Raw genomic sequence first — 15,255 nt, 5'->3', positions numbered from 1 at the left:
CACCATGTCACTGGCCGTCGTTTACAGCCGGGGCCGCTCCGGCATAGACGCCCCGCAGGTGACGGTGGAAGTGCATGTCAGCAGCGGCTTGCCGGCTCTAAATATCGTCGGTTTGCCCGAGACAGCGGTTAAAGAAAGCAAAGACAGGGTGCGCGGCGCGATCATTAATTCGCACTTCGAATTTCCGTTTCAGCGCATCACTATTAATCTGGCGCCTGCCGATCTGCCCAAGGAAGGCGGGCGTTTCGACCTGGCGATAGCACTGGGCATCCTGGCCGCTTCCGGGCAAATCCCCAAAGATGGGCTACATGAATACGAATGCATAGGCGAGCTGTCGCTGGGCGGCGAGTTACGACCTATCCCCGGCGCGCTGCCGGTGGCGATCCATTGTCGCAACGCTTTCAGGCAACTGATCCTGCCAGCTGGTTGTGCAGCGGAGGCGTCCTTAATCAAGGATGCGCAAATACTGCCGGCTAAAACGCTGCTGGAAGTCTGCGCCCATCTGGCGGGCCGGCAAGCCATCGCGCCGCCCGGCATCAATCTCGGTTTCGAACAAGCGGTTTACACGGTTGACTTTGCCGATGTGCATGGCCAATTTCACGTCAAACGGGCGATGGAAATTGCCGCCGCGGGGAAACATAATTTACTGATGCTCGGGCCTCCGGGCACCGGCAAATCGATGTTGGCGGCTCGCTTGCCTACTATTTTGCCGGAACTCAGCGAACAACAAGCTCAGGAAACCGCCGCGCTGGCTTCGATCAGCGATCATGGCCTGGACGTCAGTCGTTGGCGGCAGCCGCCATACCGAGCGCCGCACCACACCGCCTCAGCTGCGGCGTTGGTTGGCGGCGGCAGCAACCCCAAACCCGGGGAAATTTCCCTGTCGCACAACGGCGCGCTATTTTTGGACGAACTACCAGAGTTTGATCGAAAAGTCCTGGAAGTACTACGCGAACCCTTGGAAACCGGCCACATCACCATTTCCCGCGCCAACCGCCAAGCCGATTTTCCGGCCAGCTTCCAGTTGATCGCAGCGATGAACCCCTGCCCGTGTGGTTATTTGGGCGACGCCTCCGGGCGTTGCCGTTGCACTTCCGAACAAGTGGCCCGCTATCGCGCCCGCGTTTCCGGGCCGTTGCTGGATAGGATAGACATGCATATGGAGGTGCCGCGTGTCGCGCTGGACGTCTTGCGCAAAGGCTCGGCGACCGGCGAAGAAACCAGCGAAACTATTCGTCAACGCGTCGTCGCCGCGCGCGAAATAGCGTATCGTCGCCAAGGCAAAGCTAATGCCGCGTTGAGCGCTGCCGAGGTGAAGACCATCTGCGCATTATCCGAAGCCGGTCACCAGTTGCTGGAACAAGCTCTGGAAAAGTTCGGCCTGTCACATCGGGCTTATCACCGCATATTAAAACTTGCGCGGACTATCGCCGATCTGGCTAATTCACCGAACATTGAAATCTCTCATCTCAGCGAAGCCATAGGCTATCGTAAGCTGGACAGGACTCGCTAGGCTTAACCCAGCGTTATCCATTTGCTAACGCATCAAAAAATGGAATGTCCAATTGATACACCTTTGGCTTATTAAGCGAGGATGGATAAAATTAAGTGCACGGATGAAGTACCACATAGTCAAGAAAAACCGAAGATTTCAACTCTTCCCCAAGCTCCGAATATTCCATCAACCCTTCGTAATTTCTTAGCTAAATGCCTTTAAAAAAACGGGATGGTTTTCTCCCGTATGCCGCGCCGAGCACCGGAGCTTTTGAACGGACAAATCGGCAGAATAGCCGATTTGCATGCATCGCACCCGAAGGGCGAGGCACAGGGATGTGCCGAGTGAGCTAAGCGGCATCCGGGTGGCATTTCTTTTGGTGACTTTTCTTTGGCCAAACAAAGAAAAGTTACTCGGCTGTCGGGCCGAGACCAGACTTCAACATAGCCGTCGCGTCAGCGACACAATATTTTGATTCCCCCTCACCCCGGCCCTCTCCCTCTGGAGAGGGAGGCAAGCTTCGTTCCAAACAGCCGTTTAATCCCCCGAAACCACCATCTTCCTAAACCCAAACCACTCATCCAAAACCTGATGCACATCATCAATCCCGGTTTTGTTCAAAGCAGAAAACAGCTGCAAAGTCACCACAATATCCGCCTGACTCAAATCACGCTGCACCTGCAATAGCGTGGTCTTCGCCGCGCCGAACTTCAGTTTGTCGGACTTTGTCAACAAAATGTGCAAGGGCAGTTTGCGGTGTTCGCACCACTCGACCATTTGCCAGTCGAAATCGGTGAGCGGGTGACGGATGTCCATGACTTGGACGATGCCGCACAGGGCTTGGCGGTCGTGCAAATAGCTTTCCATCATTTGCCGCCAGTCTTTTTTGATGGCTTCCGGGACTTTGGCGTAGCCGTAACCGGGTAGATCAACCAGTTTGCGTTTGGCGTCGATTTCAAAAAAATTCAGCAATTGCGTGCGGCCTGGGGTTTTGCTGACGCGAGCCAGGGCGTTTTGTTGCACCAGCGTGTTGATCGCGCTGGATTTACCGGCATTGGAGCGGCCGGCGAAAGCGATTTCCATGCCTTGGTCGGGCGGTGCGTCCTTCAGTTTGGGGGCGCTGTTGATGAACTTGGCCTGATGGTAGATGGGATTCATCACAGTCTCGCTTAGTGTTTATAAATCGGTTAGAATCCGGGCATTATAACGTCCGGCGGCTGACATCAGCTTGCTTAATGTCGATCAACCTTCCTGAGCAGGGGCCCATAATGATAAAAAAATTGCTGACTGTTTCCATCACTTTGTTGTTGGCAACCGCCGCCGGTCATGTAAATGCGCAGGGTAATGCCAGCGCCGGAAAAACCAAAGCCGCCAGTTGCGCGGGCTGCCATGGCGAAGACGGTAACAGCACGATGCCGGCGTTTCCGAAATTGGCGGGACAGCACCAGACTTATTTGGTTAAACAATTACAGGCATTCAAGAGCGGTGCGCGCTTGGCGCCTATGATGGCGCCATTGGCGGCGGGTCTTGATGATCAAACGATTCAGGAACTTGCCAGTTATTATGCCGGCAACAAAATTTCCACCAACCCGGCGCCGAAATTGCCGCCGAGTGACGACGACGATGCGCCCGCAAAAACGCCTGAGCAAGAAAAAGCCGCGCTGGATGCCTTAATTACCCAAGGTAGCGATTTATACCGTAACGGTAATATCAGCCGCGAAGTATCGGCATGCGTGGCTTGCCACGGACCGTACGCGGAAGGCAATAAACCGGCCTCATTCCCATCCTTGCATTCTCAGCATGCCGATTATCTGATTAAAAGCCTGACCGATTTCAAAACCGGCGCGCGCAGCAATAATCGGGAAAACATGATGCACATGATCGCCACTAAAATGACTGACGAGGATATTAAAGCGGTTGCTTACTACATCTCCACGATGAAATAAGCATTCGTTGTCCGGCGGAGCCGCTGCTCTGCCGGATTTGATCTAGTCCTTAATTCACAAGGATTAAACTCTCTTCATCATGCATGTCGCAATCTACCTTCCTCGTACTGAAAACCTCTATCCCTGACAGCTGGTGCGTACTAGCCTCCCCTAGAAAATCAGGTAAGGTCAGTCTCACAGGGGCTTATTAACGAGAGATTGCAGGATTGTCGTTTGCATGAACGCATGAGAACTTGACGAAGCGCGGACATGGCAAGTGAATGGCTTGATGGTTGCGCTCGGTTTGTTGTCAAATTGTTTACACATTTGAGTGTGAACATGGTTTTTTATCGGGAATACATTATTACGGAGAACGTTGATGTTAAAAATAATCGCATTATTGGGACTGTTGAGCTTTTCTTCGCTGGTAAATGCTGAGGGGGGTTACGAAGCCGTAACGCCAGCGCAGCCGGTACAAAATCCGGACAAGATCGAAGTGATCGAATTTTTTTGGTACGGTTGCCCGCATTGCTATAGCCTGGAGCCGGCCATGGTGGAATGGCTGAAAACCAAGCCCGCCAATGTTGAGTTTATCCGTCAACCGGCGGTATTCAGCGATCTGTGGGGCAAGCATGCCAAGGCCTATTTTACCGCCGAAGCTTTGGGTGTTTTGGATAATGTCCATGCGGATCTGTTCGATGCCATTCAGAACAAAAAGCAAAAATTAGTCAGCGAAGAGGAACTGGCTAAGTTTTTTGCCGATCATGGGGTCAAGGACGAGGAGTTTCGTAGTGCTTTTAACTCGTTTTTAGTCGACGCCAAATTGCGTCAAGCCGAGTCTACTGGTCCGCGTTATGGTATCAGCGGCGTACCGGCGTTGATCGTCAATGGTAAATACAAAGTCACCGCGCAGTCGGCCAAATCCCAAACCAATATGTTGACCGTAGTTAATCAGTTGATCGCGCAAGAAAGCCAGAAAAAATAAACGGCCAACTAACGAATTGCCGCACAAGGACGTGAGGGGCGAATGCTGATTGTAGGATATTCTTCACAAATTCAGCGATAGACTATAATCAAGCGACTAAGAATTTCAGAATTAGGGCATGTTTCATGGTTTTTTTTAAAAACAAGGATGAGGGTCCGGACAGGTGGAAGGAAAAATACCTCAAGCTGTTGGACGACCAGGAACAAACTGAAAAACAATACAAAGCCAACGAAGAGTTGTTGTGCAAGACCATAGTCCGTTTTGCGCTGGCCGTTAAAGGCCTGAACCGACAACTCGATCCTCACTTAAATCGTATTCGCAATTTATTGAAAGGCGGCCTGCAAAGTCAGCAATTACAGAAAGAGCTGTCGGCTTTTTCCAATGCGCTGATAATGTTGGAGGAATCGCCGGAGTCCACCCTCCCGGACGCTTCCTTGCTGTTTGAGTTTCTTGGCAAGCAATATCCTCGATACCTGGATCAGCTCGATGAGATTCGCGGAAAATACGAAAATCGCCAGTTCAGCAACAATCAGGCCCTTTACCTGGCCCTGTTGGAGTTGGTCGAGGAAAATAAACCGCTGACCAACATTGATTTGGCCTTGGAGCTGACCGGAGCGGATGCCAAAGCTATCAATATTCAATTGATCCGTTTGTTGGACAATGCGGAAATTCCGTTGCTGTTTACCGAGGATGCCGAAAAAATCAAAAGCCGGTTGTTCGCTGATCAAGCCCTTGGGCCTATTTTTGACGATACGGTGGCGTTGTTGTTGGCGGTAAAAAAGCATCTAGAATCGGAACAGCAGGAAATGGCGGCATTTTTGTCGAAATTGACCGAGCAATTAACCGAGTTGGGTGTAAAAGCCACCGGCGTCAATGCGGCTAACGAAATAAGAGTTAAGAAGCGTAATCTGCTGGATCAGGCCGTATCCGAGCAAATCATGGAGCTGCGGGAAAAATCCGAGAACGCGACCCAACTTGAGCCGCTGAAGCAAATTGTCAGCAGTCGATTAACCACTATCACGCAGCAAATTCAAGCGCACAATCTCCAGGAACAACAGGAACGGGATAAGGCCCAGCGCGAAATGCAGATCTTGTCGCAAAAGCTCCGGGAAATGGAATCCGAGTCTTCCGAATTGCGCTCGAAACTGGATCTTGCTCAACATCGCGCAACTCGCGATCCGTTGACCAATCTGCCGAATCGTTTGGCGTTCGAGGATCGTTTGACCGATGAAATGGCGCGTTGCCGGCGGCATAAATCGCCGATGACGCTGATGGTTTGGGATGTGGATTTGTTCAAGAACATCAATGACACTTACGGGCATAAATGCGGGGATAAGGCCCTGATTGTTATCGCTGAATTGTTGTCCAAACACTGCCGGGAAACCGATTTCGTAGCGCGTTTCGGCGGTGAGGAGTTTGTGATGATATTGCCTGGCGCCGATGCCGAATCCGCCTTAGTGATCGCGGAAAAACTTCGAAAAACCTTGGAAAAAAGTAGCTTCAATGCGAATGGCAACAAAGTATTTATCACCTTATCCTGCGGAATTAGCCAATTTATCGACGGCGACAATAATGAATCGATTTTCAACCGAGCCGACTCCGGCTTGTACAGTGCCAAACAAACCGGCCGTAACCGCTGTGTTGTCGTGTAACCAAGTCGGATAGACATGGCGACTGCTACCCCTTACTCCGCTCCGCTCGATAACGAAAAGTTTTTATACAAGCTGGTCATCCAGCTGTTGATTTTTTGCCAAGGCAGCCACAAGTTGCTGGAGCCGCATCTGCTCGCGATAGGTGCCAAATTGCGGAGCGGCGCGAATTCGCATGAGTTACTGTCCGAATTGCAAGCTGTATCCAAAACTTTGTTGCACATTTCCAAGCAAGCCAAACAGGATGTTAGCGCCGGGGAAGACGATGGTCCTGTATCGCAAAACAACTATTTGCTGGAGCGTTTGGATGAACTGCTCAGCGATGCCGAGGTTCCCTTGCGTTTTCAGCAACAGACATCGCTGTTAAAGCAACGGGTCAGGGCTAATCTCAGTGAAGATTCGTATAAGAAAGTCATCGACTCGGCTATTACCTTGCTGCTGAATATCAAAGATTACAGTGCATCCGAGCAGAAAGGCATCGATGTGTTTCTAGGGGATTTGAGCGAGAAGCTGGACGAACTCGGGCAAGACGTAGAAACCGCAGGTCAAGCTAATCGAGCTTTGATTGATGATCGCGAGATTATGAATACAGAAATTCATAGGCAAGTGGGCAGCCTAAAGGACTCGACAAAGGCTGCCGATGAACTTGATATGTTAAAGGATCAGACAGCGGAGCATCTTGATCGTTTATTGGAGCGATTACTTGAGCATAAACAAATAGAAGATGAAAGGCAGCGGGATGCGCAAGAAAAAATTGAGTTAATGACGCAAAAATTGCAGGAGTTGGAAACCGAGACCGAGACCCTGCGCGTTAAACTCAAGATAGAGCACGACAAAGCCCTAAACGATTCCTTGACCGGCTTGCCGAATCGCTTGGCATACAACAATCGTGCGGAAATGGAATTGAAGCGTTGGAAGCGTTACAAAGCGCCGCTAGCGTTGATCATTTGGGATATTGATTTTTTCAAGCGCATCAACGATACCTATGGGCACAAGTCTGGCGATAAAACCCTGGCTTTGGTTGCGCAATTATTGCTGAATAACTGTCGGGAAACTGACTTCGTGGCTCGTTACGGCGGCGAAGAGTTTGTGATGCTGATGCCGAATACTAGTGCGCTTCAGGCACTGGAAATGGCGGAAAACACCCGCAAGATGATTCAGAGCTGCGGATTTAATTCTAACGGCGAAAATGTCAATCTGACTATAAGTTGCGGGATCAGCGAGTTTAAAGAGGGCGATACGCACGACGATGTCTTCGTGCGGGCCGATCAGGCGCTCTACCAGTCCAAACAAGGCGGGCGCAATCGCTGTACGGTGTTCGAGCCGTAATCTTTAGTAGTCCCCACTTTTGGCGGTTCGTTTAGACTCGCCGACTATCTAGCGCGAAATGTTAGTTTTTAGCGCCCCCCCCCTACAAAAGTAGTCGTCACGCCTGAGTGATTTGTTCGCTTGCTTTCAGCCAAACAGAAATGGGTAACGAACGGATCTGAATGGTGTGTTGGCTGTCAGGCAGCGGTCAAATATGCCAATCGCCTCATCGCAGGAGATGATTTCCTGCTGACTGTCCAGGATATAGTGGGCTAAATTAAGGATGCATTTCCAGTGGCGGCGATTATCGATAAAGCGAAAAGCCTGGAGCAACAATTCCTGCATTTTCTCTTCCCGCTGGGTTTTTGACGCGATGAAGTGATCCAGGTAGCTAAGCGCTTTTTCCAGATCGCTGTAGCCGCCATAGTTATGTAAAGCATTGAAACTTATTAGATTAATATTAAACACTTCGTCGTCGCGAATAGAGACATATTTGGCTTCAGCCAAAGGCCCAACCAATAAGTTGACTACATCCGCTTCGTAAGCGCGTTGGCAGGCGTGCTGCTGACTATCGTCAGATAAGTCGTTAAAACTTTCCACAACGGCAATCGGTAAGTTTTGGATTAAGTTGCCGTCTACGACTTTCGCAAAGAAATCGTCGTAAGCGTTAATTGGCCGTTTGACATGTATTTCGAAAAATACCGGGGGCAATTGTTTTTGGCGGTTACCAAGATGAATAGCCGCAGCGTGTCCGGCTTCATGAAAAGCTGTGCGCCAATTCAGTTCGTTAGGGTGCACGAAAGTTGACGTAGTTGAGTAGTAATTTCGTTCCATAGACAGCGACCTCATCCAGAAAAAAGATGCGGCCTATAAGGCCGCATTGAGGAAGGATATTAAAACTCTTTACCCTTTAGGAGAGGGAGCGCATACATAAGAGTTGCATACAGTTTAATAGTGAATGCTTGTTTTGAAAATGTGACAAATTGACGCGCGGCAAACTGTCACTCGATATTGGATGCGATTTGGCCGGAAAAAAACGGGTATTATGGCGTAATACCCGCTCACGGAAAACTTAAGCGTCCTGTTTACTACGACTGTTCGTCCAGAACGGAAGGGACAAGGTAATCAAACAAGTCAGCCAACTAAGGAGTTGCTGGTTATGCAAGGTGTAGCTCAGTGCAAAGGGTAGGCCTTCGGAAAAGCCGGGGTGAGCTTGAATGAAATCCCTGCCATCCATAAAGGCTTTAGTTTCGCCCAGTATCAGCGCGATAGCGCCAAAACTCAACAAAAATGCGACAAACCGGTCACGGCTGCTTTGTAAGCTCCGACCAATTAAACTGTCAAACGCCAAAGTCTGGGCATTCAATTTGTGCTCCCTCAACCATAAGCAGGCAATCAACCCAATTACCCCAAAAGCCGGAATGGTGAATTGTTCTATCGGGAAACTCAAATAACGGCCATTCATAGCGAGTCCGTAGGTTTTATAAAGTGCCAGTAATATAAAGAGTAGGTAACCGGTCCTCAAGCTATTGGCTAACTTAGTGCGGCCTGGTTTATCACTCAAAATGTCGCTCCCGCGTTCAAGCAGCAGCGCGCCGAGAGCTGTATTCGCGATCACCAGCGCTGCGGTATAAAGCCGTTGCCAATTGCTGTAACTGGTATACCAGAGAAAGTCGGCCAATGTCACCAGGCAAACGCTGAAGACTTGCGCCAGAGTGAAAAACGCTAACATGCGGATTAGCGAGACGTGTTCCAGATTCTTGGAATACTTCACGATTGCCAGCAACCAGACCAGCGTGGCGACGGCAAAACGGATAGCCCAGTTGGGCGTTTCATTGACCGGGCCGGTCAATGGAAATACCGGTTCGCGGTCTGCCGAGAACAAGCCCCAGTTGGCACCAACCACGCCTTCCAGCTCGCTTTTCCAAGGTTGGTTAAATGCTTCGACAATGTTGTAATCAAAGCCGTGGCGATTGGCGACCTGGATCATACCGCGTATGAACTTGGCCTCGTTGACGACACCGGGAATAGCCATGCCGCGCTGTCTGCCGGCACTGGGCCATCCGGATTCGCCTATCAATATGGGTTTGCCGGGGGCGACACCACGAGCTTCGTCTTCCACTTGTTTGACGATTTTTTCCAGATGTTGCGAGGCATTTTCCACCGAAATAGGCTCGTCTTCCCAGTACGGCAGAATGTGGATGGTGATGAAATCCACTTCATTGATCAGCTTGGGGTACTTCATATACATCGACCAGACATCCGCATAAGACACGGGTTGCTTGACCGCCTTCTTCACCTCGCGGATATATCCGATCAGCCGGTCGACATCCATGTCGCCGCGTAACAATACTTCGTTGCCGACGATCACCCGTTTCACCACGTCGGGATGCTCATTGGCCGACTTGATCAAGGCATTGACTTCATTGCTGTTGTCTTTGTAGCCGTAGCCTAGCCAGGCGCCCTGGATCATTTTCAGGCTGTATTTGCGGGCTAACTCCGGAGTGGGTTGCTGGCCGCCAAGGCTGGAGTAAGTGCGAATACTTTCCGTTTTGTCGGCGAGCAGGCGCAAATCTTCGTCGATATGCTCCGGCAAAGGGAATTTTTCTTCCAGCGGACTGAAGCCCTCCCGAAACGGCGCAAAAGACAGGCTCATCAATTTGCCGGACGGCACGTCGGTGCCGGCGTCTTGCGGCTGATTGTTCAACCAGGCGAAACTGCCGTGAACTAAAAAAATGAAAATCAAACAAAGCAATACTCTGATGCTGGGCATAATCTGGCTGAGAGGTCTGTTGCAAAAATGTCGCGGATTGACTGGTAATAATCGCTCGTCGTGGAATTATAAGGCATTAGCCGCCTTGCCGAATTAGATCGTTTGTCGGCCCGGTAATATCAGTCTGGATTGTCGTCGTGTTCATTAAATAATTACTGTACTTTACCCATGGGTTCTGGTTACAGTATCTGGCTTTTCTGATATTCGGAAACCTTGTTGAGGCTTCCGTCAATTCGTCTGTTTTATGAGGTTTTGTATGCATAAAAAGGTTATCCCCATTCTGTGTGGCGCCATGCTGCTTCCGGCGTCGCAATGGGCTATGGCGGCGGTAGACAAACTACCTGCGACCAGTAGCGTCAAGATGGGTGCGGCAGAGGAAGTTTGTTCCGAATTTACCGATGCCAAGTGGCGTGATGCGCAAGTGATCGACGGAGTCGAAATACAAGAATCACGGATGTGTAACCCCGATAATCCTGCCGAAATCGCTGCTTTTGTTAAAGGCACCAATAATATTTCAATGTCTACCTTAATGGAGACGCAACTCGCCGCCGATGCCATTACGCTCGGCGAAGACATGGACGGAGACGGCGACCCCGACCACTATATTATCAAGCTGGAAATTGCTGAACTGAACGGCCATTCGCCGGACATGAAGGACCCCACCACCACGTTTGACATCGCGCCTGGCATTCAACCGACTTTCTGGGTCTACGCCCCTAAAACACGCGACATGTCTACTTTGAGCTTGTACGAGCCGGTGGCAAACCCTCTGCTTCGCGCACCATCACCGACGATACGGGTCGAACAAGGCGATATCGTCTGGCTGGTATTGGAAAACAGCCATTACTTTCCGCACTCAATCCACTTGCATGGTGTTGATCATCCTTATATGGATCATAGCGGCGAAGGCAACGATGGTGTCGGTCAAACCGGTCAGATGGATGTATTGCCCGGTCAGAGCAAAACTTATGTGATCAAGCCGCGCCAACCCGGCACCATGTATTACCACTGCCATGTGCAGCCGCACACCCATATTCCGATGGGTTTGCAAGGTATGTTCGTGGTTGAGGAAAATCGTCCCAACAACTGGGTACAGGTTTTCAATGTTGGTAACGGCCAGGTTCGACATCCGTCGGTGGCGGTCAAAGAAAAGTATGCGGCCGAGTTCGATCTGCACTATCAATCGGTTGATAAGGAATTGCATGAAATGGTGCGTTCCGCCAATGACCCGCGAATCATCGCCCGGCGGATGAATCAGGAGTATGACATAACCGATGCTACGCCAGATTATTTCATGCTCAACGGCCGCTCGTTCCCTTACACATTGCGGGAATCGCTGATCCTGATGGAAGAAAATAAAAAGGTGAAGCTGCGGATCTTGAACGGTCACGAGGAAGCCTTTGCGATGCATATTCACGGCCATAAGCCTATGGTTACGCATTACGATGGTGTCGATAACGGTCCCAATTCTTATATCAAGCGCGACGTGCATGGCATGGTGCCGGCCCAGCGTATCGATTTGGAATTGAGCGGCGTTGACGATGGTCTAAACAGCTTTGGACAAGGCGTTTGGATGTTTCACGACCACGTAGAGAAATCCTTCACTACTAACGGTATCGGCGAGGGCGGCGACATCAGTTTGGTCGTTTACAAAGGCTTTTCCGATGAGAAAGGCATCCCGAAAGTCCATGGCATGAGCCTGGCACCTTACTTCACCAGAGAATTCTGGCAAGGTAAGTATCCGGCCTGGCAGGATTACGATGCCTGGAAAAGCTTAGGTTTGCCGGAAATCAGCAATAAAAAACAAGTAGCTTTTGTGCCGCCACCGCCTCCGCCTCTGAACACGGGCGATGCTGCGGCGAAAGCTGAAGCAGCCGGAGCCGGAAATCAGTCGTCTTTTATCGGGCAATTGCTGTATGGCTTGATATTGGGTGGGTTGAGTTACGTCGGCTTTGCCAATCGCCAGCGGATCTTGGCGATGTTTAAGAAGTAATCTCATACTGCTTCGCTTCAAGCCAACGCCGCTGTCGAGCTAGAGTCTCGGCAGCGGCGTTTTACTGTCAGCCTACGGGAAACTCTGCCGCATAATGTCTAAAGTTGCGACGGTGACGCAAAACAAGTCTTTATAGTCATGATCACGCTGAATTGTTCATCATGCAACGCCACCTAGAATCCGGCAAAAATTGGCGACCTACCGCTGTTGATGTCATTTGCCATGCCTCCCTTTCTCTTATTTGGCTCAAGCAATCAGCTTTTTGGTATCGGTTTAAACACGCCCCTCTTCCCCGAGGCAAACAACTCGGCAATCCAGTCAACAATCAGGCAATATGCCGGACAATCACAATCCGGATTTGGGTGTTAGAATGCTCAGCCATTGATGTTAAGGGGACATTGTCGGCCATTGTTTGCTGCTGTGTTCTGCAAGTAGGCGATCGGATATCTAAGTAAAGAGGAAATTATGCGTAACTGGAAACTGTTGCCGGCGATCACTGTAGCTACCCTGGCGGCTGCTATTGTGCTATACGTCGCGTTCTACTTCGTGTTTCTCGATTTTTTCGTGGATTTGTGGTGGTTCCGTTCGCTGGAATTCGAAGCTTACTTTTGGTTGAAGCTGCTCTACCGATTTATTTTTTCCGGTGCGGTTACTGCATTTTTCTTTGCCGTTTTCCTGTTTCACTTCTGGATTGCCTCTCGCTACCTGGGCCTGAATCCGCCCGATGAAATATTGATGGACGATTCCAAGCGTCGGCGTTTTCAACGCTTTGCGGATGTGTTCATGAGCGGTTCGGCCCGTGTCTATACTCCCATTTCACTGCTGCTTGCCGTGGTCATTGCTGTGCCGTTCTACTTGCAATGGGAACAGGCACTGCTGTTTTTCTTCGGCAGCGCATCGGGTATCGTCGATCCGGTATACGGCAACGACGTCAGTTTCTACATGTTTTCCTATCCGATTTACATGCTGATTCAGAAGGAGTTGCTAACCACGGCGGTTATTGTGTTCTTGGCGACCGGTGTGCTGTATTGGATGGAGCATGTGTTTGTACCCAATCAAAGCAAGGAATTTCCACTGGGTGCGAAGATCCATTTGACGGTGCTGTTTGCCTTTGTGGTGTTATTTGTGATTTGGGGCTTCTTGCTGGAGCGCTTCGCCTTGTTATATTCGGCTGGTAACGAGCCGGTGTTTTTTGGCCCCGGTTTTGTCGAATTGCGTTACAAATTGCCGATGATTTGGCTTGAAGTCCTGTTCTTTCTGGCGATTGCTATATCGGTAGTTTTTTACGCCTTGTCGGAGAGACATCGCAGTAAAACTCCAGTCATAGTTGCGTCCTTGGGTTTTTTGGCAGTCTGGGGCTTGCAAGGCTCGCATACCTTACCTGAGTTGATTGAAAAGTTTATCGTCAAGCCGAATTTTACCCGCACCGAAGGTGATTCGATTCGGCATAACATCGATGCCACCATGGCGGCGTTCGATTTAAACAATATTAAAACCGTCGACTTTCAGGTCAATCTGGACGCCACCAAAGATATAGAAGCCTGGTCAACCAAAAAACATTTCGAAAATATTCCGGTCTGGGATCGCGAATTTCTGATCGACAGCTACATGCAGTTACAAGGCATTCGGCCTTATTATGGCTTTCCGACTGTCGATGAAGACCGTTATTTCATTAACGGACATCATCAACAGGTCAATTTGGCAGCCCGTGAAGTCAATATCGATAAATTACCCAAGGAGGCGCAAAACTGGGAAAACACTCATTTGCGTTATACCCATGGCTACGGTGCCGTGATCTCTCCAGCCGCTCAAGATGCCGGAATTCCTATCGTTTGGTACTTGCGCGATTTGAACATGACCTCCGATGTCGGATTTTCCGTGAAATATCCTGACATTTATTATGGCTTGGAGAAATATCGCTACGCAATCGTGCCGAACAATTTGGCTGTCACCGACATTTCCAGCTCCGCGGCTGGGGACTCGCTGGATTATCAGGGCAACTCCGGCATACCGATCCCGTCGCTGTTCAGAAAGATGTTGTTCGCGTTTTATCTGAAAGACGAAAAAATCTTCTTCTCACCCAATATATCGGCGCAAAGCAAGTTACTGCTGCGTCGGAATATCGACGAGCGGATTACCGCACTGACGCCGTTTTTACATCTTGATAAAGATCCGTATTTAGTTGTTAACAAAGAACGTTTCTACTGGATACAGGACGCGTATACCTTATCCAATTATTATCCGGTCTCCAAGCCGGCAGCGGACGATTATCTGGACGGCCAGCATAAGTTCAATTACATCCGTAACTCGGTGAAAATTGTGGTCGATGCCTATGACGGCAGCGTCGATTACTATATTTCCGACCCAAAAGATCCGATTATCAATGCGTATAACCGCGCGTATCCCGGCGTTTTCAAAAATTTGCGGGAAATGCCCGACGAGTTAATGCAGCATCTGCGTTATCCACGCGATTTGTATTATATGCAGATGAAAATTTACGCTAAATATCATCAAAACAGCCCGGAGTTGTTTTATGAACAGGCGGAAACCTGGCAATTCGCCTCCGTGGATGGACAGCCGGTATTACCCTATTTCATTACGATGGACTTTGATCGTTGCAACGATATGGAGGAGTTTGTAATGATTAATCCGATGACGCCGGTGCATAGAGATAATTTAAGCATGGTTGGCATTGCCGGTACACTCGATGAGAATAGCTGTGATCACAGTTACAAGCCCGGTATCACTATTTTCAAATTCCCGAAGGCCGTGCAGGTTAACGGACCGTCGCAAGTCAATGCGCTGATAGATCAAAATCCGGAAATTGCCTCGCAATTTACCCTATGGAACCAACAAGGCTCGGAAGTTAAAAAAGGCCGAATGGTGATATTAACCATGGGTAATTCGATTTTATATGTGCAGCCGATTTACATGCTGGCGACCAAAACCAAGATGCCTGAGCTGGCGCGGGTGATTGTTTCGGTAGGCAATCAGGTGGTGATGGATAAAACCTTGCAGGCGGCCTTTAGTCGTTTGAAGGACTTGTTTATTAAGGGCGCTGCCGGCTCTGTTTCGGGCATTTCGGCAGCCGAAGGCAAATAGGCCATTCGGCGGCCTAAGCGGCTGC

General features: G+C 49.9%; 10 protein-coding genes. 7 read left to right on the top strand and 3 right to left on the bottom strand.

What is annotated here, in order from left to right:
- Positions 1-4: 4 nt before the first annotated feature.
- Positions 5-1,513, top strand: coding sequence for a YifB family Mg chelatase-like AAA ATPase (locus NP589_RS13170; protein ID WP_256607408.1), 1,509 nt, complete (start codon positions 5-7; stop codon positions 1,511-1,513).
- Positions 1,514-2,032: 519 nt separating this feature from the next.
- Here NP589_RS13170 and yihA read toward each other — a convergent pair.
- Complete coding sequence (gene yihA, locus NP589_RS13165; RefSeq protein ID WP_256607407.1) at positions 2,033-2,653, bottom strand: ribosome biogenesis GTP-binding protein YihA/YsxC; 621 nt, start codon at positions 2,651-2,653, stop codon at positions 2,033-2,035.
- A gap of 110 nt (positions 2,654-2,763) precedes the next feature.
- Between yihA and NP589_RS13160 the strand changes: the two genes are divergently transcribed.
- The 4 genes from NP589_RS13160 to NP589_RS13145 all read left to right on the top strand — a co-directional run bounded on the left by NP589_RS13160 (position 2,764) and on the right by NP589_RS13145 (position 7,383).
- Positions 2,764-3,441: a c-type cytochrome gene (locus NP589_RS13160; RefSeq protein ID WP_064009139.1), complete on the top strand. Its 678-nt coding sequence runs from the start codon at positions 2,764-2,766 to the stop codon at positions 3,439-3,441.
- 358 nt (positions 3,442-3,799) lie between these two features.
- The gene (locus NP589_RS13155) at positions 3,800-4,405 is read left to right on the top strand and encodes a thiol:disulfide interchange protein DsbA/DsbL (protein ID WP_256607406.1); all 606 of its coding nucleotides are present in this window, start codon (positions 3,800-3,802) and stop codon (positions 4,403-4,405) included.
- Between the two features lie 125 nt (positions 4,406-4,530).
- A complete protein-coding gene (locus NP589_RS13150) occupies positions 4,531-6,057 on the top strand; it encodes a GGDEF domain-containing protein (RefSeq protein ID WP_256607405.1) in 1,527 nt (508 codons plus the stop codon).
- Between the two features lie 15 nt (positions 6,058-6,072).
- Positions 6,073-7,383, top strand: coding sequence for a GGDEF domain-containing protein (locus NP589_RS13145; RefSeq protein ID WP_256607404.1), 1,311 nt, complete (start codon positions 6,073-6,075; stop codon positions 7,381-7,383).
- A gap of 126 nt (positions 7,384-7,509) precedes the next feature.
- On the opposite strand, the gene NP589_RS13140 is transcribed toward NP589_RS13145, so the two are convergent.
- Together NP589_RS13140 and NP589_RS13135 are read right to left on the bottom strand one after the other, a co-directional pair.
- Positions 7,510-8,196, bottom strand: a complete 687-nt coding sequence (locus tag NP589_RS13140; RefSeq protein WP_256607403.1) for a hypothetical protein — start codon at positions 8,194-8,196, stop codon at positions 7,510-7,512.
- Between the two features lie 238 nt (positions 8,197-8,434).
- Positions 8,435-10,135, bottom strand: a complete 1,701-nt coding sequence (locus NP589_RS13135; RefSeq protein WP_256607402.1) for a glycoside hydrolase family 17 protein — start codon at positions 10,133-10,135, stop codon at positions 8,435-8,437.
- 256 nt (positions 10,136-10,391) lie between these two features.
- On the opposite strand from NP589_RS13135, the gene NP589_RS13130 reads away from it, so the two are divergent.
- Both NP589_RS13130 and NP589_RS13125 read left to right on the top strand, forming a co-directional pair.
- Positions 10,392-12,128 (top strand): multicopper oxidase domain-containing protein, encoded by a 1,737-nt coding sequence (locus NP589_RS13130; RefSeq protein WP_256607401.1) that lies wholly within the window; start codon positions 10,392-10,394, stop codon positions 12,126-12,128.
- Positions 12,129-12,593: 465 nt separating this feature from the next.
- On the top strand, positions 12,594-15,230 hold the full coding sequence (locus tag NP589_RS13125; RefSeq protein WP_256607400.1) for a UPF0182 family protein: 2,637 nt from the start codon (positions 12,594-12,596) through the stop codon (positions 15,228-15,230).
- Positions 15,231-15,255 lie beyond the last annotated feature (25 nt).

Origin of the sequence: Methylomonas rosea, from assembly GCF_024505055.1 — a bacterium.
Taxonomy (GTDB): domain Bacteria; phylum Pseudomonadota; class Gammaproteobacteria; order Methylococcales; family Methylomonadaceae; genus Methylomonas; species Methylomonas rosea.
This window is presented reverse-complemented; position numbering and strand designations above follow the sequence as displayed.